We start from the raw sequence: 22261 nt of genomic DNA, 5'->3' as shown, positions 1-22261 counted from the left end.
GCGGCGCCCCCTTCCCTCATCGATCCGGTCGTGGTCACGGCCACGCGCATTCCGCGCGCGGCAGCCACGGTTCCCGCGTCGATCGATGTCCTCGAGGCGGACGCGCTTCATGCCGGCCGACTCCAGGTCAATCTCTCGGAAAGCCTGCAGCGCCTTCCCGGTGTGGTTGCCAACGACCGCCAGAACTACGCGCAGGATCTCCAGATCTCCATTCGCGGCTTCGGTGCGCGTTCCACGTTCGGGGTTCGCGGGCTGCGCATCCTCGTCGATGGCATTCCCGCGACGATGCCCGACGGGCAATCGCAGATCTCGCACGTCGATCTCGGTTCGGCCGAGCGCATCGAAGTGCTTCGCGGTCCGTTCTCCGCGCTCTACGGAAACTCCTCGGGTGGCGTGGTCTCGGTGACGACGAGTCCCGGCCCTCCCGTTCTCGAAGGACACGCCGACGCAATGTTCGGCAGCGACAACCTGCGCCGCTTCGGCGCGCGCATCGGTGATGGCCGCGGCCCCTTCGCCTACAACGCATCGTTTCTTCGCTTCGACACGGACGGTTATCGCGACCACAGCGCGGCGACACGAACGGGCGTCAACGCGCGGCTTCGCATCGAGAGCGGTGCCGCAACGGTCGTGAACATCATCGGCAACGCCGTGGACATGCCCGGCACGCAGGATCCCCTCGGACTTTCGCGCGCGCAGTTCGAAGCCGATCCGCGCTCGGTCGATCCGGCGGCGATCACGTTCAACACCCGGAAGAGCGTCGACCAGCAACAGATCGGACTCGCGCTCGATCACGATTTCGCCAACGGGCATGCGATGCGCGTGACCGCACACGCCGGGCACCGCCGCACGCAGCAGTTCCAGGCGATTCCGGTTGCGCCGCAGCTGAACCCGACGCATCCGGGCGGTGTCATCGATCTCGATCGCGCTTATGGCGGTGTCGACGCGCGCTGGAACTGGAAGGGAAACGTCGGCAATGGATCGCTGTCGATCGTTGCCGGCGTCAACGCCGACCGCCTCGAGGAAGACCGCCGCGGCTTCCAGAATTTCGTGGGCACCGAGCTCGGCGTGCTGGGCGCGCTTCGTCGCGACGAGACCAATCGGGCATCTGAGACGGGCCAGTACGTGCAGGCGGAGTGGAACCCAACCGAACGCTGGACGGTCATCGCCGGTGTGCGCGCGAGCCAGGTCGGCTTTCGTTCGAGCGATCGCTACGTCACCGCGCAAAATCCGGACGACAGCGGCGACGTCGATTACCGCGCGACCACGCCCGTCGGTGGCATTAACTGGCAGGCCACGAAGGCGCTCAGCCTCTACGCGACCGCGGGCCGCGGCTTCGAGACGCCGACGCTGAACGAGATCGCTTATCGCCCCGATGGCCAATCGGGTCCCAATCTCGCGCTCCGTCCCGCGAAGAGCGATCACTTCGAGGCCGGCGCGAAATGGAGCGAGGGACGCTGGCGCGCGACGGCCGCGGCATTTCTCGTCGATACGACTGATGAGATCGTGGTCGCGACGAACTCCGGCGGCCGCTCGACTTTCCGCAACGCGGGGACGACGCGGCGCGAAGGCCTCGAGCTCCTCGCCTCGGGCGAGATCGCGCAGGGCCTCGACCTCTTCGCATCCTGGACGAGCCTGAAAGCCGCCTACCGCGAAGGCTTCATGCCCGGCAATCGGCTTCCCGGCGTGCCGCGCACCTCGGGCTACGCCGAAATCCGGTGGCGTGCGAACGCGAACTTCGAAGCCGCCATCGAGGCGCGGCACGCGGGCGCCATGAAGGTCGATGACGCCAACTCGGACGAAGCGCCTGCGTACACAGTGGCTGCCGTCCGCATTGGCGGCACGTGGCGCAGCGGCGGCCTGGTTGCGCGCGCCTTCGTGCGGGTGGACAACCTCTTCGACCGTCGCTACGCGGGCTCGGTGATCGTGAACGAGGCCAACGCCCGGTACTTCGAGCCCGCCCCCGGGCGCAGCTTCCTGGCGGGCATCAGCGTCGATACCCCTTTCTGATCAGTTGATCGTCCACGTCCGCGTCGCCGGGCTCGCATCCACGTTTCCGGCCGGATCGATCGCGCGCACGCGGAACGTATGGCTGCCCGGGGAAAGTCCCGTGTAGGCCTTCGGGCTCGTGCACGCCGCGAACGATCCATTGTCCATGCGGCATTCGAACGTGCTGCCCGTCTGGTTCGAGCTGAACGTGAAGGTCGCGCTCGTGGACGACACGGTCCCCGATGGCCCGCTGTTGAGGGTCGTGCTCGGCGCCGATGTATCCACCGTCCAGGTGTGCGTGGCGGGCGTCGCGTCCTGTTGTCCCAGTGCATCGGTGGCGCGAACCTGGAAGGTATGGCTTGCCGCCGACAGTCCCGAGTAGCTCTTCGGGCTCGTGCAACTCGAGAACGAGCCGCTGTCGAGCTTGCACTGGAAGGTGCTGCCGGTTTCCGACGACGCGAAGGTAAAGCTCGCGATCGTCTGGTTGGTTGCCGCTGCGGGCGCCACCGTGATCGTGGTCTGCGGCGCGGTGGTGTCGACGGTCCAGGTCCGCGATGCCGGCGTCGGATCGGGATTGCCCGCCGGATCCTTCGCGCGGACCTCGAACGTGTGCGCCCCATCCGCGAGGCCGCTCAGGTTCACCGGCGACGCACAGGTTGCGAACGCCGCGGCGTCGAGACGGCACTCGAAGGTGACGCCCGGCTCCGGTGAGCCGAAGGTGAATGCGGCGGTCGTTTGAGTCACGGTCCCCGTCGGGCCGCCCGACAGCGTGGTTTCGGGTGCGGCGAGGTCCACCGCCCAGCTCCACGTGGCGGGCGAGTTGTCGGGGTTTCCCGCGGCGTCGGTCGCGTAGACCGAGAACGAGTGCCCTCCGCCGGCGAGCCCGCTGTAGCTCTTCGGGCTCGTGCACGCGGCGAACGCCCCGCCATCGAGGCTGCACAGGAATCCGACGCCAGTTTCATTCGCGCTGAACACCAAGGTGGCGTCCGTGTGGAACGTCACCATGTCCGGGCCGCTGCTGATCGTCGTGTTCGGATTCGTCGTATCCACGGACCACGAGCGCAGGGCCGGCGTCGCGTCGACGTTGCCGGCGGCGTCCCGGGCGCGCACCTCGAACATGTGCATGCCTTGAGCGACGGTGCTGTACGCCTTCGGGCTGGTGCACGCGGCGAACGCGGCTGCGTCGAGGCTGCACTCGAAGGTCGCGCCGGACTCGGACGACGAGAACGTGAATGACGCCGTATCCTCGCCGACCGTGCCCGACGGACCCGTCGCGATCGTGGTCTCCGGCGCCACCGTGTCCACCGTCCACGTCCGCGTGGCGGGCGTCGGATCGGGGGAATCGACGCCGTAGGCGTCGCGAATCACGATGCGCACCTGGAACACGTGCTCGCCGCTCGCGAGGTTCGTATACGTGATCGGGTCGCTGCCGCAGGTCGTGAACGGCGCGCCGTCCAGGCTGCACTGCCAGGAGAGGGCCCACCCGCCGCCGTTGCCGGAATAGTCGAACACCGCGGTGGTCTGCGTCGTCGTGCCGCTCGGTCCCGAGGAGATCGACGTATCGGGCTGCGTGTGGCTCCACGTATAGGTGGCCGGCGTCTGGTCGGCGCCCCAGACGTTCGTGGCGCGCACGTTCAACGTGTGCGAGCCATTGGCAAGCGTCCAGCCGTCGAGGAAATGCGGGTTCGAGCAAGGCGCATAGGCCGCGCCGTCGAGTTGGCACTCGAAGGCCGCGGGAGTCCCGTAGCTATGGAAGGCGAAGTTCGGCCGCGCCGCCGAAGTGGGGAACGTCGAGATGACCGTGTCGGCCACAGTGCCCGTCTGCGAGGAGAACGCTCCTTCCACTCCGCCGATGGTCACGACGGTCGTGACGAAGGTCGAGGGCGTTGCGGCGGAGACGTGCCGGGCGCAAATCGTCTGGCCGGCGAGGATCGTCCCCGGCGCCTGCGTGAAGGTCTCGGTACATCCGATCGAGTACTCGCCGTTTGCGACCGTCACCGGCGCCGGCACATCGATTCCGGTGATCGTCACCGGGCCAGAAATCTCCGGCAGGCTCGGCCCCTGTTGGCTCCAACCGCCGAAGTCGAACGCGTTGGGCACGGAATCCGCACCCTCGCTGGAGAAGTCCGTGTCGAACACGAGCCCCGGATACTGAACGGCATAGCGCGCTCGCTGGAAGTAGTCGACGCCGCCTTCGGTCCGGGTTCCGACGGCGATGGCCCATGTGCCATTCGTGTACAGGCCGCGCTGGACATGCGTGCCGGGAATCGGCGTGATGCTGTTGTAGCTGCCGCCAAACGGATCGACGGCGAGTGCCGCGAAGCGCGGCACGCCCGTGGACAGGTCGCGACCGTGGCCCCCGGCGAGGATCGAGTCCGTGCCCGGCGTGATCGCGATGGAGGTGAGCTCCGCATCCAGGATGTTCCAGCCATCGCGGATGAAAATCCCCGAGCCCTCGTGGAAATACTGGGTGTCGACCCAGCCCCAGCTCGACAGGCGGTAGACCAGGAACTGGCGCGCCGTCTGGTATCCCATGCCATGGCCATTGCGCCCACCGACGACGATTCGCCCGAGGCTGTCGACGGCGAGTGCGCTGCCCTCGTCGTCATTCATGGCATTGAGCAGGGTCTTGCCGCCCATGCCGAAGGAATAATCCGGGTATCCGCTCGCCTGGAATTTGGCGACGAGCAGATCCTTGTCGGCGCCGGCGTTCTTCGCCGTGCCGGCGATCACCAGGGAATCGTCGGGCAGCACGACGAGCGCGCGCGCTTCGTTGTCGCCCGCACTCATCGGATGCACGTGGGAACCGTAGGGCCCGGAGGCGAAGTAGTCGCGCAGCCCATAGGAGTGGTAGCGCACGAGCTGGAGGTCCCAGTCCCCTTCGACCTGCGTCGCGGAATAGCTTCCGGCCGCGATGATCGACCCGTTCGATTGCGCGCCGATCGCCATCACGCGTTGGCCGGCGCTGTCGAGATCGATGTGCATGCCGCCGTAATATCCGAACGAGTAGTCCGGCGCACCCGTGGCGTCCAGGCAAACCAGCGCCACGTATCCGTCCTTCACGGCGGCGATGATGATCTTGCCGTCCGGGCGCACGGTCATGGCCGTCACCCGGAATTCACTTCCCCAGGGATCGTAGGTCGCGACGAACTCGGCGATGCCGCCGGAACCGAACGAGGTGTCGAAGGAGCCGTCGGCGTTGAGCCGCCCCACGGAAATGCGCTCCGGCCCGCCGGAGACGCGCGAGTCGCCGGCGAAGACGATTCGTCCGTCGGCCTGGCGCGCCGTGGCCTCGACGCGCATCGGGATCGGTGCGGCGAAGGCGGTTGTAAAGGAGAACAGCGCAAGCGCGAGCAGGAAACGACGCACGGTAGGGCTCCCTGTTGTTTGTCTTGTTCTGGCGCGGGGATGCTAGCAGAGCTCCCCTTCCAGGTCACACCCGGGTGCTAGCATTCGCTGGCTTGCGCCTCGCTCTCAAAATCGACGTCGACACATACCGCGGAACACGCGAAGGCGTGCCGCGCCTTGTCGAGATCCTCAAGCGCCACGGGGCGGGCGCGACGTTCTTCTTCAGCCTCGGCCCCGACCACAGCGGCGTCTACGGCAAGCTCCTGCCCCCTCCCGACATCGGCAAGCGCTGCAGCGCGATCCTTCGCAAGGTTCGCGACGAAGGATTCGAAGTCGGCATCCGCGCCTGGGATTCGACCCGTTGGCGCAAGACCGTCGGCCGCGCCGATGCGGTGTGGACGGAGCAACAGATGACGCTCGCGCGCGACCGGTTCCGGGAGATCTTTGCCGCCGAGCCCGAGGCGCATGGCGCCGCGGGCTGGCAAACGAACGTGCATGCGCTTCGCGCTACGCAGCACCTCGCGTTCCGCTACGCATCCGACATGCGCGGCACCGCGCCGTTTGTCCCCGTCATTCGCGGCGAGATCGTCGCTTGCCCCCAAATTCCCACGACATTGCCCACGCTCGAAGAGCTGATCGCGGGCGGCGCGACGATCGAAAACGTCGCGTCCCGGGCCCTCGAGAAAACGTCGGAAGCGCGCGAGCATGTCCATGCGTTGCGGGCGGAGGTCGAGGGCGGAAAGCTCGCCGCGGCGCTCGACCGGCTCCTCACTGGATGGAAGGAACAGGGCTACCAGCTCTGTGCGCTCAGGGACGTTTTGGGCGAATCCACCGCGGTCGCCCTCCCCCTGGCGACCGTCCTCGAGCGGCCCGTTCCGGGGCGCCCGGGCACCCTCGCCACCCAGGGTCCGGGCTTTCTTGAAGAATAATCATCCCCATAGCTTGCGTTCTTGAACCTCTTTATGCACTATAGGTAGCGTGTCACAAGGAAAAACGCCCTGATGAGCGAACCTCCGGTCCTCCCGGATTTCGAGCTTCCTGCCACTGGAAATCAGCGTTTTCGCCTTTCGGCCTTCAAGGGCCATCCGTTCGTCCTCTACTTCTATCCGAAGGACAACACCCCCGGGTGCACCGACCAGGGGATGCAGTTTCGCGACCTCCACAAGGAATTCACGAAGCTGAAGGTCGCGGTTTTCGGCGTTTCGCGGGATTCAGTGGCCGCGCACGAGAAGTTCAAGGCCAAGTTCGGGTTCCCCTTCGAACTGCTCTCCGATGAAGACGAAGAGATCTGCCAGGGCTTCGCCGTCATCAAGATGAAGAACATGTACGGCAAGAAGGTGCGTGGCATCGAACGCAGCACCTTCGTGATCGACCGGACCGGGCGCATCGCGCGCGAGTGGCGGGGGGTCAAGGTCCCCGGCCACGCGCAGGAAGTGCTCGATTTCGTGAAGTCGGCCGGCCTATAGCCTTCCCAACCACCCCCCTCGGAATCAATGTCCAACGACACCCTGAGAGACTCCCGGCGGCATGATGCCGAGGAGGCGGTCGATCACGCCTCGAAGACGGAGGTGCCCATGAATCGCAGGCGCGAACGCGAAGGTGCGAGCCGCCCGGCCAAGCCGGCCGCGGTGTCCAAGCTCTTCGTCCTGGATACGAACGTGCTGATGCACGATCCGACGAGCCTCTTCCGTTTCGAAGAGCACGACGTGTACCTGCCGATGGTCACGTTGGAGGAGCTCGACGACAACAAGAAGGGGATGAGCGAGGTCTCGCGCAACGCGCGCCAGGCGAGCCGCTTCCTCGACGAGATCGTCTCGACAGGGGACGGCGACATCGAGTCGGGTTATTCGCTCAAGGCCAAGGCCGGCAACGAGGCCATGGGCCGGCTCTTCCTGCAGACGCACTCGGTGAGTGTCGACATTCCCGATTCGGTCGCCTCGCAGAAGGCCGACAACGTGATCCTCGGGGTCGCAGCCTATCTCAAGCAGAAGAATCCCAAGCGCGAAGTCGTGTTGGTGTCCAAGGACATCAACATGCGCATCAAGGCGCATGCCATCGGCCTCGCCGCCGAGGACTACTTCAACGACAAGGTCCTCGAGGACACCGACCTCCTCTACTCGGGGATCATGCAGCTCCCGGAGGATTTCTGGGACAAGCACGGCAAGGATGTCGAGAGCTGGCAGGAGCACGGCCGCACGCTCTATCGCATCAAGGGGCCGCTGTGCTCCTCGATGCTCGTGAACCAGTTCGTCTTCCACGAGGGCGACAAGCCGTTCCTCGCGATCGTGAAGGAGACGAAGGGCAAGACCGCGGTTCTGCAAACACTGCGCGACTACACGCACCACAAGAACAACGTGTGGGGCATCACGGCGCGCAATCGCGAGCAGACCTTCGCGTTGAATCTCCTGATGGACCCGGAGATCGACTTCGTCACGCTGCTGGGCCAGGCGGGCACGGGCAAGACGCTGCTCACGCTCGCCGCGGGCCTCATGCAGACGCTCGAGTACAAGGTCTACACCGAAATCATCATGACGCGCGTCACGGTCCCGGTGGGCGAGGACATCGGCTTCCTGCCCGGCACGGAGGAAGAAAAGATGACGCCGTGGATGGGTGCGCTCGAGGACAACCTCGACGTGCTCATGAAGACGGACGATGAAGCCGGAGATTGGGGCCGCGCCGCGACGGCCGACCTCATTCGCTCGCGCATCAAGGTGAAGTCGCTCAACTTCATGCGCGGCCGCACCTTCATCAACAAGTACCTGATCATCGACGAGGCGCAGAACCTCACGCCCAAGCAGATGAAGACGCTGATCACGCGCGCCGGTCCCGGAACCAAGGTCGTGTGCCTCGGGAACATCGCGCAGATCGACACGCCCTACCTTACGGAAGGGTCATCGGGCCTCACCTATGTCGTCGACCGCATGAAGGGTTGGGTGCACGGCGGCCACATGACGCTCACGCGCGGCGAGCGTTCGCGTCTGGCAGACCACGCGGCCGAAATCCTGTAGAAAGTAGAGGGGTCTGACCCCTCTACTTTGAGTTTCGTCCTGCCATGAAACGCGCATTGCTCGCCGTCTGCGCGCTCGCGTCGATCGCGTACGCCCAGACCGATCCCCTGTCCCTGCCCACCCCGCGTCCTTCACCGGGCGCGTACCAATGGGGCATCGAGATGCTCAAGTTCGACAAGGCGTGGGAAATCACGCGCGGGCGCGCGCACCTCGCGTTCTCCGAACGCGACGAGATCGGCGAGCACGAGGACCTGCGCGCCGGAATCGATGGCCCCCTGCGGCGCCACATTTCGATGCCGATGGCTCCACCGAGTGCCAATCCGGACGGGTCGGGGGCGGCGATATACCACGCGACACTCACGGTGGGCGTTGCCGCAGCGCGCGGCCAGAACGGGCGCGGCATCTCGGGCGCGTGTCCCTTCTGCGCCGTCTCGCTCCACGATGGAGCCCGTTTCCCCGTGCCGGCGCTCGTGGATGCACTTGCCTCCGGCGCCACGGCCATCAACTACAGCTCGTTGCTGGAACCCGGCGCGCGTACTTGCGGAGGCAGCAATGAGAGTCTGCGGTGCCCCTTCCTCCGAAACGCCGAGGCACGCGACGTGGTTTTCGCGATCATCGCGCACAACATGTCCATGCCGCTTCCCGGAGATCCGGGGATCCTTCCATCGACGATCGTCGTGGGGGGGCTGCAATACAACGGGCAGTTCTGGACCCAGGGCTACGACCCCGGCAACACGGGCTCGAACTATGGCCCCACGATCCGGCTCGTGGCCCCGGCGCGCGACGTGCTCTCGACGCATATCCCGGGAGCGACCTACGGAACGCTCGCCTACCGTTGCGGCGACCGCGTCAATTCCCTTGTTGGCGAGGGCGTGTCACTCGGCCCGGAATACTCGGGGTACGGCACCTGTCACGGGACTTCCTTCTCGGCGCCCTTTGTCATCGCGCTTGCGGGTCTCATGCGCTCGGCCAACCCGCTGCTCACCGCGCAGGAGGTGCGCACCATCATCTACGAGACGGCGACGACACCTGTCGCGGGCCCTGCGGGAACCGGCTACACCTACTACATCCCTGATGCCGAAGCCGCGGTGCGCCGCGCGATCGGCCCCGGCGTTCGCAATCGCCTGACGCCGATGTTCACCCTCTACGCGCCTGCCACGAGACAACATATCTTCACGACCAGCGTGCAGACGGCACTCGCGGCGGCCGCAGGCGAGCTGCGCTCGAAAGAAACCACCCTTCACCCGGTGTTCGAGAGTTTTGGCAACCCGATACCGGGCTATCCCCAATTCTCAGGGCGCCTCTGCGACGATCAAGGTTTAACGTGCCGCAACGTGCCCGCGCGCTCGTTGTTCTCCGTGTTCACGACTGAAAACAGTCCGGACGGTCGTCCGCTCGTGCCGCTGTACCGGATGTCCTATCGCCACAGCATCTCGGGGGGCGCCTCTTTCTACCGCACGTTCTATTACGCCACTTCGGAGGCCGAGGTCCGCGAGAGGCAGAACGACGGATATTTCCTCGACGTCGTGGAGGGCTTCGTCTACTCGCCCGAGGGAGCGCCTCCCCCCGGGGCGCTGCGCCTGTGCCCCGCATTCGATGCGCCGTCTCCGGGGTTCGGCGGAAGCATTCTCTATGCGGCGGCGACGTGCGATCGCGGCGACCTTCGCAATGCCGCCGGCGAGACCACCGGTGGCGCGTACCACTCGAGCGCGCACATTGGCTACGTGCCAGCGCAAACGACGGCCGCATCGAACTACACCGCGATGTGGTGGAACGCGGCCGAGTCGGGCTGGGGTGTGAACGTGAGCCACCAGGGCAACACGCTCTTCGCCACGATGTTCACCTACGACGCCGCGGGCAATCCGCTGTGGCTCTCGATGTCGAACGGCACGCAAGGCGCGGGGGAAACATTCTCCGGGCGCCTGTATCGCACGACGGGCTCCGCCTTCAACGCAAACCCGTTCGTGCCGATCGGTCCGGCGAACATCACCGACGTGGGCTCGATGAGCTTCGCGTTCACGGGCGACAGCGGCACGCTCACGTACACGTTCAACGGAACGACGGTCACGAAGGCGATCACCAAGTACTTGTTCGGCACTCGCGTCGCCAACTGCGTCGCGACCACCGGTGACCGCACGGGACTCACGAACTACCAGGACCTCTGGTGGAACGCCGCGGAATCGGGCTGGGGACTGAACATCACGCACCAGGACAACACGCTGTTCGCGACGATGTTCAACTACAACGCGGCGGGACAAGGCGTGTGGTGGATCATGTCCAGCGGGCCGCGGCAGACCGATGGCTCGTATCTCGGCACGCTCTACCAGACGACGGGGCCGCCCTTCAACGCGAATCCGTTCACGCCCATCGGGCCGGCCAACATCATTTCCGTCGGGACCATGCGGCTCACGTTCGCGACGGGGACGACCGCGACGCTCACCTACACGGTGAACGGGGTCAGCGTCACCAAGACGATCACGCGGTACGTGTTGGGAGCCTCGCCGCCCGCGTGCAGCTAGTGGATTCTGTAGGACGCCGCGAATTTGCGGCACTCGGCGCGCCGAATTCGCACGGTGCGCCGGGCAGTCCCTGGGAATAGCGTGACCTCACGGGTCGTCCCGGCCCGCGTTCCCAGGAGATTCAATGAGACAACGCATGTTCCTCAGGGCGGCGTTCGCCGTCCTGCTGGCCGCCTCCGTGCTGCCGGCGTCCGCGCAGGCGATCGGTGACCTGGTCGACACCGCCCATTTCCCGATCGACCCGGCGCGGTCGTTCGGTGTTGGCGGCTCGACCGATCAGAAGCTCGCGCAGACACTGACGGTTGAAGTCGGCGGCCATGTCACCGGGGTTTTCCTGTCCATCACCTGCTCGACGGGACGGCTCGCCGTCGAGTTGCGCAACGTGGTGATGGACATGCCCGGCACGACGGTTCTCGCGCGCCAGGAAGTTCGCGCCGACCGGATCCGTGGGTACTTCGGGAAGTTCGCCTACGTGAAGATGCCGGGCGACCTGCGCGTCTACGCAGGCACCCGCCTTGCGATCGTGGTCACGAACGAGAAAGGCTCGTGCAGCCTCTACCAGTCGGCCGATCCGGGAACCTACGCCGGAGGCAAGGGGTGGTTCGAGACGCTTCCCAATCCGCCCGGCTGGCTGCCCTTCTCCGACTTCCCTGGCGATCCCGACGACCTTCCCTTCCAGCTCGTCGTCTCGCCGACCTGATCCGCCGTCCGACGGTGTGCGCACCACCGTCGACGGGATGCACAGTCGCCCGTAACCCAGTAGGCTATGTGGACGCCGCTGACGGGCATGCCCGCAGCAATACAACAGAATGTCTCGAGACATTCGCCCACCGCCTGGCGTCGGCGATGGCCATCAGGGAGTTGCTGCGATGACGAAATTCAAATTGTCGGCCGCCGCATTGCTGTGTGGCGCCGTTCTCTTTCCCGCGTTCGGCGACGAGCCTCTCCGCCAGGAGGCGCTGCGCCTCTTCGGTCGCATCGATCCGCCTGCGGCAACCTCGCTCACGACAGCGGAAGTCGCGCTGGGTCGCGCACTGTTCTGGGACACGCGCTTGTCCCTCGACGGCAAGACGGCCTGTGCGAGTTGCCATGCTGCCGCCGACTGGGGCGCGGACCGGCGGCCCGCGTCGATCGACGCCAAGGGCCTGCCGACGTCGCGTCACTCCCCGACCGTGTTCAACACGATGGGGCAACCGACATTGCGCTGGCTCGGCGACCGGAAGACGGGCGCGGATCAGGCCGAAGGTTCGCTCACCGGATCCATGGGCTTCGCGACGAAGCAGGCCGGCGTCGAGAAGATGGTGCTGCTCCAGTACGAAGCCGCATTCAAAGCCGCCTATCCCTCCGAGCCCGAACCGATGAACGCGAAAAACTACGGCCGTGCCCTGCAGGCATACCAGGCCACGCTCGCGACACCCGCACCCTTCGACCGTTTCCTCGGCGGCGACGATCGCGCCATCGACGCGCGCCAGAAAGCCGGCCTGCGAACCTTCATCGACACGGGCTGCAGCGCGTGCCACAACGGCGCGCTTCTCGGCGGCACGCAGTACATGAAGTTCGGGCTCGTGAAGGAATACTGGTCGGCCACGAAGTCGAAGAAGGTGGACGATGGACGGTTCGCGGTGACCAAGAAGGAAGAGGATCGCTACGTGTTCCGCGTGCCCACACTACGCAACGTCGCGAAGACCGCACCCTACTTCCACGACGGATCGGTGGAGTCGCTCGACGGCGCGGTGCGCATCATGGGCGGGTTGCAGCTCGGACGCGAGCTCGACGATGCAACGGTCGCCTCGATCATCGCCTTCCTGGAATCACTCACCGGCGACGTGCCGACCCACTACGCCGCACCCGAAGCTCGTTGAGCCCGGGCGCGGGTAGTTCAGCAACCAGCGCCTAGCTGCAGGACGGGAAGCTCGTGGTGAGGATGTAGCGCGTGATCTGCTTGGTCACGGTCACGCCGTTGACCGTGTACACGAGCGTGGCCTGTGTTCCATTCTGGAAGGTCAGGCGCATCGTTCCTACTTGCGTGATGTTGCCCGCACCGATCGGCGTGAACGGATTCGCATTGAATGCCGGCCCCGTCGTCTGGTAGAGCAGGCCCAGGTACGACCCATCGCCCTGCCTCGGTCCGTCCGACATGATCCACCACACGCCCTGCCCCGCGGCGTTGTAGTTGAACATCGTCACGAACAGCTTGGTGTCCTGGTGCGTGATGTTCAGCCCCCAGCCCGATTCGCCGGGACCGAACCACCACAGGTCCTGGTAGTTCGTGAGGCCCGTGCGATCCCCGCTGGTCGATACACAGTTGGCCACGCGAGAACCGAACAGGTATTTCGTGAGCGTCTTGTTCACGGTGGTGCCGTTGAACGTGTACGAGAGCGTCGCGGTTTCTCCGGAGAACGTGATCGTCATCGATCCCACGTCGGTGATGTTGCCCGCGCCGATCGGCGTGAACGGATTCGCGTTGAACGCCGAGCCCGTCGTGCGATAGAGGCGGCCGGTGAATGTTTCGCCCGAACCCTTCTGGCCGTCGGACATCGTGAGCCACAGCGGGTTGCCCGCGGAGTCGTAGGTGAACATCGTCGCAAAGACGGTGTTGCCCTGGTGGCTCACGTTGATGCCCCAGCCCGACTCGGCGGCGTTCCACCACATCGCCGTGTAGTTCGTACTGCCGCCACCACTGCCGCCCGTCGACGTGAGCGTGATGTCGTCGATGAAGAAGGCCGTGAGGTTCGACGAGTCCATCGTCGCTTCGAAGACGAGAACGACCGTCTGGCCCGCGAAGGCCGAGAGGTCGAGCGCCGCGCTCTGTGCGTACGTCGTCGCGCGGTTCAGGTTCGAATAGGTGGCCAGCGTTGCAAGCCGCGCGCCCGTGGTGGCGTTGTTCACGGAAACGATCATGCGGTCATAGACCGTGGTGCTCGTCGTCTCTTCGGTCGCGATCACGTACCAGAACTGCAGCGTCGTGGTGCCGCCCGACGGGACCGTCACCTGCTGCGAGAGCGTGTCGGTGCCGCTGTTGTAGCCACCCAGGAACGCGACCCAGGCGCCCGTGCGCGCTTGCGAGGGCAGTTCGAAGATGAGCGGCGCGCCGCCCGTGGCCGACTGGCTCCACGAGGCGCTTCCGGTTTCGAAGCCGGCATTGGCCACGAGGTTGGTGCCGCTGGTGCCTTGCTGCGTGACATCGAACGGCACGCCGCCGATCGATAGCGTGGCGGTGCGCGTGGCGCCGGTGTTGGCCGCGACCGAGTAGCTGAGCGTGCCGCTCCCGCTGCCCGTGCTCGAAGTCGTGAGCCAAGACTGGTTGCTCGTGGGATTCCATGCGCAACCGGCGGTCGAGGTCACCGCGACCGTGCCGCTCGCCGCATTCGCGCCGACGGTGATGCTGTTGGGCGAGAGCGAGTAGCTGCAAGCCGAAGGATTCAGGTACTGGCGGATCGCGGGGAAGACCTGGTCGAAGCGCGAGTAGTAGTCGTAGCGGTTGCTCGTCGCCGCGGTGCAGCTCGACGGGCCGCCTTGCAGGCCGCCGCGCAGGACGTATTCGCTGCCGGCGAGCGTGAAGATCCCCGATCCGCTGCTGCCGCCTTCGACCACGCTTTCGCTCCAGCGGCTGATCACGTAGTTGGTGCCCGTGCCGCGCGGATTGCCGAAGCCATCCATGGCGCCAAAGCTCACCTTCTTGAAGTCGCCCGCGGGATGGTGGACCGCGGTGAACGGCGTGCCATTGGTGAGCGTGGCCGAGTCCCAGCCCGCGAGAATTGCGCCGGCGGGCGGCGTGCCCCGCAGCTGCAGCAGCAGTCCATCGGAGGTGGTGTTGGCATAGAGCAGCGTCGCGCCACCGGCGACTTGCACGTAGTTCGGGCCGACACCGCCGCTTCCACACGAGGTGCGTTCGTAGAACCAATGCGTGGTGAGCGTGTTCGCCGCAGCCTGCGTGCTGATGCAGTGCGCCGCGCCATAGAAGTACGGCGTGGCCACGCCACCCGTGGGATTGAGGAGCGTTCCGGTGCACAGGTAGCTCGCACCGCTGCCCGTGCCGTCACCGAATGTCATGCGCGCGACCGCGCGCCCAACCTGCGCGAGCGCGGCGTTCGTCGCGGAACGGCAGATGAGGTCGATCTGGCACGCGCCGGAGGCCTTGGCGAGGCTCTCGGCCTCGGCCGCCCAGGGCGCGACGAAGAAATGCGAAACCTGGTGGATCGAAAACGGCAGGCTCGCAGGCGGCGCATCGCCGGCCGCGAAGACTTCGATGACCGCGCCCTCGCCTTCGAGCACGGGACTCCAATGCGTCGTGCCATCCGCGGGAATATCGGACGCCTCGATGGGAGCGGACACGAGATCGCGCCGCGAAGTCCCCGCGAAACGAATCTGCATCGGCTGCGCGGCCTCGCGGTCGGCGGCGATCATCACGCGAAGCGCCAGGGCACCGGGCGACGACACTTCCCACTGCGCCGCATAGCCGCCCGGAACGGCGACCCAGGGAATCTTGCGATCGAGCGACATCTCGACGGGCCGGCCGATGCCGATCTGCAGCCTCTTTTCGAACGTGCCCGCGTTGCCGGCCTTCACCTCCTCGATGAGCGCCGGATTGATGGGCTCGAGGCGCAGCGCGCCATGGGCGGCACCGGGCGCGAGCTTGAACGATTCAACCGCGGCCGCCTTTGCAACGGGCACGGGGGCCGAATGGTTCGAGTCGGCGTGCGCGAATGCCGGAAGGAGAAAGAAGCCCACGAGGGCGAGGCGGCGGATCAGTGTCATGGGTCTCTTCTCGGGCAATGGGGATTAACCGGGGAAACGTACCACAGCCGGGAATCCGGCCACGACAGCATCCTCCGCGCGGGCGGTGTCGTTTTCTCCGCTTTCGGCCCTGCCCCGGGTTTGACACTGTCGGCTATCCCCGACACCATGAACCCCAGGAAGCGCCGGAACAGGGCGGGACATCCACCCGGATGTCTCTGGCAGCCAGCCTTCCACGAGTCCGCGCCTACGGAGTGCGGAACAAATGTCGTCACCCACCAGGTTCGCGCCGCGCGCGTAGCGGCTGCGCGCGCCACGACGACTGCCGCGCATCCCTGTTTCCGGATCGAATGGTTCGTCCTAACAGGAGATGTCATGGCGTTCGTCCGGATGTCGGCTCAGGTGAAGGATTGACGCGGCGGCAGGTCCTCGTGGCCTGCGCCTGGCTGTGCGCGGCCTGGACCACGAATGCAGCCGACCCGACAGCAGCCGCCGAACTCGTGGCGCGCGGCCAGGCGTTGTTCCAACGCCACTGCGTGCCTTGCCATGGCGCTCAAGCCGACGGAAACGGGCCCGCGGCGGCGAAGCATGATCCCCCTCCCGCGAACCTGCGGGCGAGCGTGGTCTCCGATGACTACAAACGACGCATCATCCGGGGCGGGGGCCGTAGCGTTGGCCGTTCCCCGGCGATGCCGGCATGGCGGCCTGCGCTCTCCGAGCCGCAGATCGAGGACCTGATAGCCTATCTGGGTTCGATCGCCTCTCGCTGAGAAGCATCTCGGACCCCACCAAGGAGATAATGATGAAACGCGCACTCCCGATGGTCGTAGCCGCACTGGCCTGCATCGCAGGCGCCGTGCAAGCCAAGGACATCGTGATCGGCCAATCGCTCGGCCTCACCGGCGGCGGCGCCGAGGTCGCCAAGCAGTACCTGCAGGGCGCGAAGTGCTACTTCGATTCGGTCAACAAGGAAGGCGGCATCCGCAACAACCGCATTCGCCTCGTGAGCCTCGACGACGGCGGCAACCGCGAAAAAACCGTCGAGAACACGAAGAAGCTGCTCGCGGGCGAAAAGGTCACGGCCCTGTTCGGCTACACCGCGGCCGCCGGCGCCCAGGCGGTCTTCCCGCTGATCGAACAAGCCTCCATCCCGTTGGTCGGAATCGCGAGTGGCGGACTGGGTGTGCACGACCAGTTCCGCAAGATGGTGTTCCACGTTCGCGCGAGCTATTACCACGAGCTCGAAGGCGCGGTCGACCTGCTTCGGTCATCCGGGCTGGCCGGGCCGGACACGACGTTCGCGTTCGTCTACAACCAGGACGCGAAGGCCAACCTCGGCGCGTTCGCGGATGTCATGGCCCGCAAGAAGGCCAAGACCGCCGGTTCCGTGGGCATCGATCGCAATTCCACGGACATGAAGGCGCCGGTCGAGACCATCCTCAAGGGCAAGCCCGGCGTCGTGATCGCCATCACCACGGCGAAGGCCATGGGCGCGCTGATCAAGGAAGCGCGCCGCCAGGGCTACACGGGCACGATCGTGAGCTCGTCCTTCGCGGGCGATCCGCTCGTGCGCGAGGCCGGAAGCGAAGGGGTCGGCACGATCGTGATCCACGTCGTCCCGGATCCCCTGCTGCGCACGACAGCCATCACCAGCAACTACCTGACCGCGCTCGCGAAGTGCCAGGACATGGACCCGCCGAGTGCGAGCGGCCTCGAGGGCTACATTTCCGCGCGGGTGCTGGTGGAAGGCCTTCGACGCGCCGGCGCGAACCTCACGAGCGCGGGCCTCGTCACTGGCCTGGAGTCGATCCAGAAGCTGGACCTGGGCGGCGTCATCGTCGACTTCTCGCCCACCGACCACGAAGGCATGCGCTTCGTGGACTTCCTCATCATCAGCAAGAGCGGGAAGCTGAAGAAGTAGCTGGGCGTCGCTAGCCGGCCTGCGTCAACACCGCCGGCCGCGCCTTCGTGTTCTTCGCGAGGAACGCGTAGACGGTCTCGACAAAGCGGTCGATCGCTGCGCTATCCACGTCGAGGTGCGTCACGAATCGCGAGCGGGGATCGATGAACGCAAGGATGCCCTCGGCTGCGAGGTGTTCCTGGAGCGGGCCGCACACTTCCTTGGGAAACGCGGCGAACACCATGTTCGTCTGTACCGGATCCACCACGAGGCCGAGGCGCTCCAGCCCGCTCCCGAGACGCTTGGCATTCGCGTGATCGTCCGCGAGCCGCTCGATGTGATGCTCGAGCGCGTAGAGTCCGGCCGCGCCGATGATCCCCACCTGGCGCATCGTGCCGCCGAGCATCTTGCGCGCGCGTTTCGCCTTCTCGATGATCGGCGCCTTCGCGACCAGGACCGTCCCCGCGGGCGTGCCCAGGCCCTTCGAGAGGCACACCGAAACGGAATCGAAACCTGCGCACAGATCCTTCACCGGCATGCCGAGCTTCACGCTCGCGTTGAAGATGCGGGCGCCGTCCAGGTGGATGGAGAGGCCGCGGCGCCGGGCGAGCGCAATGGCATCGGCCATGTACGCACGCGAAAGCACCTTGCCGCCGATGGTGTTTTCCAGCGCGATGAGCCGCGTGATCGCGAAGTGCGAATCGTCGGGCTTGATCGCGGCTTCGACTTCCGCGAGATCGAGCGTGCCGTCGGGCTTGTTGGTAAGCGGCTGGGGCTGGATCGAGCCCAGCACGGCCGCGCCACCGCCTTCGTACTTGTACGTGTGGGCGCTCTGCCCGACGATCACTTCCTCTCCGCGCTGGCAGTGAGCCATGAGCGCGGCGAGGTTCGATTGCGTGCCCGAGGGAAAGAACAGCCCCGCATCCATGCCAAACATCGACGCCGCCGTTTCCTGCAGGCGGTTGATCGTGGGGTCGTCGCCGAAGACGTCGTCGCCAACCTCCGCCTGCGCCATCGCGGCGCGCATGGCGGTGGTGGGACGGGTGACGGTGTCGCTGCGAAGGTCGATCGGTTTCATGGGTGAATTCTAAGGCAGATTGGCCGGATCTCTGGCCGGATTGCGTCTATAACGGGTGGAAGCGCCGAATGGTTCGGCGCATGGGAAAGGAAACGGCGATGTCCAGGAGTTTCGTGATTACCGCCCTGCTCGTGGCCCTGGCCGGGCCGGCGCTGGCCGACTACGACGCGAAGATGGAGGCCGAGGAAGCGCGACAGCGCAAGGCCGCGGCTGCAGCCGAAGCCAAGCGCAAGGCCGACTACGAGAAACAGAGGTCCGCCATCGAGGCGAAGGGGATGCGCAAGGAGTTGGGCAAGGAGGCCGAAGGCAAGTCCGACGCCGAGGTGAAGCAGATCTACAACGCCAAGGTCAAGGCCCAGGTCGACATGGCGAAGCAGGTGCAGTCCGGAAGCGCGCCTCCCGGGTCCGACGCAGCCAAGAGCGATGCGCAGGTGAAGGCCATGACGGGCAAGTCCACGAAGGAGCTGCAGAACATGACGCCGGCGGAGCAGGCTGCCTTCGCGAAGCAGATGGAAAAGCAGTACGGCGGAGCGAAGTAGCGCCGGGTGAAAACCTACCGAAGTCCGGCGTTGAATTTCTCCAACGCTGCATTGCCCGGACAGAGTTCACGCTCGTTCAACTGGTTGAGCGGCGTCGCAACGGTGTTGAGGCTGTCGTGCAGATCGCGCGGCGTGGGCGCGAAGTACAGCAGCCCCGTGGCGATCTCGCCGCGGTCGTAGCGCGATTGCACGTAGGTCATCGCGGAAAGGCGGCTGGACGCATCGTAGGACGCTTCAATCTTTCGCAGGCGCAGGATCGAACCGTCGTGTTGCTTCACTTCCTGGATGCTGCCCGGCGGGTACTCGGTGGTGATTTCCCTGTGCACCGTGATCACGTCGAGCGAATTCACCGCTTCGTTATGCTCGCGCACGTAGTCGTAGCTCTTGGTCGAGCCGTCGTGGTTGTTGAACGCCACGCACGGCGAGAGGACATCGAGGAAAGCCGCGCCTTCGTGCAGGAGCGCGCCCTTGATCAGCGGGACGAGCTGCGCCTTGTCGCCGGAGAAGCTGCGGGCGACGTAGGTGGCGCCGAGTTGCAGCGCCATCAACACGAGGTCGATCGATTCGTCGGAGTTGAGCGCGCCCCGCTTGCTTTTCGAGCCGCGGTCGGCCGTCGCCGAGAACTGCCCCTTGGTGAGGCCGTACACGCCGTTGTTCTCGACGATGTAGGTCATGTTCACGCCCCGGCGCATCACGTGGGCGAACTGCCCGAGGCCGATCGAGGCGGAATCGCCGTCGCCGGAGACGCCAAGGTAGATGAGGTCGCGGTTGGCGACATTCGCGCCCGTCAGGACCGAGGGCATGCGCCCGTGCACGGAGTTGAAGCCGTGCGACTGGCCGAGGAAGTACGTGGGCGTCTTCGACGAGCAGCCGATGCCCGAGAGCTTCGCCACGCGATGCGGCGCGATGTCGAGCTCGAAGCATGCCTGGATGATCGCGCTGCTGATGGAATCGTGCCCGCAACCGGCGCAGAGCGTGGAGACCGTGCCTTCGTAGTCGCGCCGCGTGAACCCGAGCTTGTTCTTCGGGAGCTCCGGGTGGTGCAGCTTGGGCTTCGCCAGGTACGTCATTTGATTGAACCCCCTAAGGCTTTGGAACCGCCGATGAACGCCGATGACTCGCCGATTGCCGCCGATGAACATGAGCGTTCATGGGCTGGCGGATGCGATACCTCGAAATCATCGATGGCGCACTCCCTCAAGTCATTCATCCGCGGCAATCGGCGAGTCATCGGCGTTCATCGGCGGTTCCAAAGCCTTTCATTCCGCGTCATTCCCCACCGCCCCCAGTAGCGGCTGTTTTCTTGATCGGGGTCACGTTGAAGGCGCCGAGGCGCTGGGCGATCTCGCCCTGGATGAAGCGAGCGGTGATCGGCGTGCCGTCGTAGTGCAGCACGGGCGTGAGCTTCCCCGGGTCGATCGCTCCTTCGGCCACGAGGAGCGTGCGCAGCTGCCCGTCGCGGTTCTGCTCGACCACGAACACGTGCTCGTGGCGGCCCACCCACTCGATGACTTCGTCGTGGAACGGGAAGGCGCGGATGCGCAGCGCGTCCACCTCGATCGAAGCATCCTCCAGGTCCGCCAGGGCTTCGCGCATCGCGGGCCCCGTCGAGCCATAGAAGATCACGCCGAAGCGCGTGGCCCGGGAGGCGTCGATCCGCTCGGCCTTGGGCACCAGCTCCTTCGCGGTCTCGAACTTGCGCAGCAGGCGCTGCATGTTGTCGACGTACGCCTTGCCGTCTTCCGTGTAGCGCGCATAGCGGTCGCGGCTGGTCCCGCGCGTGAAGAACGACCCACGCTTCGGGTGCGTTCCGGGATAGGTGCGATACGTGATGCCGTCGCCATCGATGTCGAGGTAGCGGCCGAAACGCGCGCCGGCTTCGAGGTCCTGGTAGCTGCGGACCTTGCCGCGGTCGAAGTGGCGGCTGTCGTCCCACTTGAGCGGATCGCACAGGCGCTCGTTCATGCCGATGTCGAGGTCGAGGAGCACGAACACCGGCGTCTGCAGGCGGTCGGCGAGATCGAAGGAATCCGCGGCCATCTCGAAGGATTCCTTCGGGTCCTCCGGGAAGAGCAGCACGTGTTTGGTATCGCCGTGCGAAGCATAGGCGCAGGCAAGAACGTCGGCCTGCTGCGTGCGCGTGGGCATACCGGTCGACGGCCCTGCCCGCTGCACGTCGAAGATCACGGCCGGAATCTCCGCGAAGTACGCGAGGCCGATGAACTCGCTCATGAGCGAGATGCCCGGGCCCGAGGTGCAGGTGAAGGCGCGAGCGCCGTTCCACGCGGCGCCGATCACCATGCCGATGGACGCGAGCTCGTCTTCGGCCTGGACGATCGCGAACCGGTTCTTGCTCGACTCCGGATCGACGCGGAACTTGCGGCAGTGCTTGGCGAACGCTTCGGCCATCGAGGACGAGGGCGTGATCGGGTACCACGCGGCAAACGTCGCGCCGCCGTACACGCAGCCCAGCGCCGCGGCGCTGTTGCCTTCGACGAAGACCTTCTTGCCGACCCCATCGCTGCGCTTCACGCGGATGCCCAGCGGGCACTGCAGGTTCGCGAGCGCGTAGTCGCGGCCCATGTGCAGGGCCCTGATGTTGGGCTCGAGGAGCTTCTCCTTGCCCTTGTACTGTTCGGCGATCAGCTTCTCGATCTCGGGGACGTCGATCTCGAGCAGTGCCGAGAGCGCGCCCACGTAGATGATGTTCTTGAAGAGGGTGCGCTGGCGCGGATCCGAGTACGCCGCGTTAGTGATCGCCGTGAGCGGGATGCCGATCACGTTGATGTCGTCGCGGAACTTGCTCGCGGGCAGCGGACGCGTGCTGTCGTAGAAGAGGTAGCCGCCCGGCTCGATCTCGGCGACGTCCGGGTCCCAAGTCTGCGGGTTCATCGCGACCATCATGTCGCAGCCGCCCCGGCGCCCGAGCCAGCCGCGCTCGGTCACGCGCACCTCGTACCACGTGGGCAGGCCCTGGATGTTGGACGGGAAGATGTTGCGCGGGGAGATCGGCACCCCCATGCGCATGATGGCTTTCGCGAAGAGCGTGTTGGCCGAGGCGGAACCCGAGCCGTTGACGTTCGCGAACTTGATGACGAAGTCGTTGGTGGCGGATATGGGCTTCATGGCAGCAGTTTAACGCTCCC

At 65.9% G+C, this 22261-nt stretch carries 15 protein-coding genes; 10 read left to right on the top strand and 5 right to left on the bottom strand.

The genetic code is table 11. The annotated features are described in order from the left end of the window. Window positions 1–30: 30 nt before the first annotated feature. The gene (locus DSM104440_RS09505) at window positions 31–2007 is read left to right on the top strand and encodes a TonB-dependent receptor family protein (RefSeq protein WP_212758292.1); all 1977 of its coding nucleotides are present in this window, start codon (window positions 31–33) and stop codon (window positions 2005–2007) included. Here DSM104440_RS09505 and DSM104440_RS09500 read toward each other — a convergent pair whose 3' ends face one another. Beyond that, window positions 2008–5355 carry a hypothetical protein gene (locus tag DSM104440_RS09500; RefSeq protein ID WP_171162008.1) on the bottom strand — a complete coding sequence of 1116 codons (3348 nt, stop codon included), beginning with the start codon at window positions 5353–5355 and terminating at the stop codon, window positions 2008–2010. A gap of 92 nt (window positions 5356–5447) precedes the next feature. Between DSM104440_RS09500 and DSM104440_RS09495 the strand changes: the two genes are divergently transcribed. The 6 genes from DSM104440_RS09495 (at window position 5448) to DSM104440_RS09470 (ending at window position 12723) form a co-directional block, all read left to right on the top strand. Further along, the gene (locus tag DSM104440_RS09495; protein ID WP_171162006.1) at window positions 5448–6263 is read left to right on the top strand and encodes a polysaccharide deacetylase family protein; all 816 of its coding nucleotides are present in this window, start codon (window positions 5448–5450) and stop codon (window positions 6261–6263) included. Window positions 6264–6335: 72 nt separating this feature from the next. Next, the gene (locus DSM104440_RS09490; RefSeq protein WP_171162004.1) at window positions 6336–6800 is read left to right on the top strand and encodes a peroxiredoxin; all 465 of its coding nucleotides are present in this window, start codon (window positions 6336–6338) and stop codon (window positions 6798–6800) included. 108 nt (window positions 6801–6908) lie between these two features. Continuing rightward, entirely contained in the window at window positions 6909–8342 is a 1434-nt protein-coding gene (locus tag DSM104440_RS09485) for a PhoH family protein (protein ID WP_212758291.1), read from the top strand. A 44-nt stretch (window positions 8343–8386) separates the two neighbouring features. Continuing rightward, window positions 8387–10861: a S8 family serine peptidase gene (locus DSM104440_RS09480; RefSeq protein WP_171162000.1), complete on the top strand. Its 2475-nt coding sequence runs from the start codon at window positions 8387–8389 to the stop codon at window positions 10859–10861. A 124-nt stretch (window positions 10862–10985) separates the two neighbouring features. Continuing rightward, a complete protein-coding gene (locus tag DSM104440_RS09475; protein ID WP_171161998.1) occupies window positions 10986–11561 on the top strand; it encodes a hypothetical protein in 576 nt (191 codons plus the stop codon). 169 nt (window positions 11562–11730) lie between these two features. After that, entirely contained in the window at window positions 11731–12723 is a 993-nt protein-coding gene (locus tag DSM104440_RS09470; RefSeq protein WP_171161996.1) for a cytochrome-c peroxidase, read from the top strand. Between the two features lie 31 nt (window positions 12724–12754). Here the strand turns inward: DSM104440_RS09470 and DSM104440_RS09465 are convergent, their stop codons facing one another. Then, on the bottom strand, window positions 12755–15619 hold the full coding sequence (locus tag DSM104440_RS09465; RefSeq protein WP_171161994.1) for a BACON domain-containing protein: 2865 nt from the start codon (window positions 15617–15619) through the stop codon (window positions 12755–12757). On the opposite strand from DSM104440_RS09465, the gene DSM104440_RS19620 reads away from it, so the two are divergent. Beyond that, complete coding sequence (locus DSM104440_RS19620) at window positions 15568–16368, top strand: c-type cytochrome (protein WP_425509654.1); 801 nt, start codon at window positions 15568–15570, stop codon at window positions 16366–16368. The two genes, DSM104440_RS09465 and DSM104440_RS19620, sit on opposite strands and share 52 nt — an antisense overlap. 32 nt (window positions 16369–16400) lie before the next feature. Next, window positions 16401–17519 (top strand): ABC transporter substrate-binding protein, encoded by a 1119-nt coding sequence (locus tag DSM104440_RS09455; protein ID WP_171161989.1) that lies wholly within the window; start codon window positions 16401–16403, stop codon window positions 17517–17519. Window positions 17520–17529: 10 nt separating this feature from the next. Here DSM104440_RS09455 and ltaE read toward each other — a convergent pair whose 3' ends face one another. Further along, window positions 17530–18576 carry a low-specificity L-threonine aldolase gene (gene ltaE / locus DSM104440_RS09450; protein WP_171161987.1) on the bottom strand — a complete coding sequence of 349 codons (1047 nt, stop codon included), beginning with the start codon at window positions 18574–18576 and terminating at the stop codon, window positions 17530–17532. A 98-nt stretch (window positions 18577–18674) separates the two neighbouring features. Here ltaE and DSM104440_RS09445 point away from each other — a divergent pair, with 98 nt between their 5' ends. Next, complete coding sequence (locus tag DSM104440_RS09445) at window positions 18675–19115, top strand: hypothetical protein (protein WP_212758290.1); 441 nt, start codon at window positions 18675–18677, stop codon at window positions 19113–19115. 14 nt (window positions 19116–19129) lie between these two features. Here the strand turns inward: DSM104440_RS09445 and DSM104440_RS09440 are convergent, their stop codons facing one another. Together DSM104440_RS09440 and DSM104440_RS09435 are read right to left on the bottom strand one after the other, a co-directional pair. Beyond that, the gene (locus DSM104440_RS09440; protein ID WP_171161983.1) at window positions 19130–20185 is read right to left on the bottom strand and encodes a 2-oxoacid:ferredoxin oxidoreductase subunit beta; all 1056 of its coding nucleotides are present in this window, start codon (window positions 20183–20185) and stop codon (window positions 19130–19132) included. 199 nt (window positions 20186–20384) lie between these two features. Then, on the bottom strand, window positions 20385–22241 hold the full coding sequence (locus DSM104440_RS09435; RefSeq protein ID WP_171161981.1) for a 2-oxoacid:acceptor oxidoreductase subunit alpha: 1857 nt from the start codon (window positions 22239–22241) through the stop codon (window positions 20385–20387). Window positions 22242–22261 lie beyond the last annotated feature (20 nt).

Source organism: Usitatibacter palustris, from assembly GCF_013003985.1.
In the GTDB taxonomy this organism is placed as follows: domain Bacteria; phylum Pseudomonadota; class Gammaproteobacteria; order Burkholderiales; family Usitatibacteraceae; genus Usitatibacter; species Usitatibacter palustris.
This window is presented reverse-complemented; position numbering and strand designations above follow the sequence as displayed.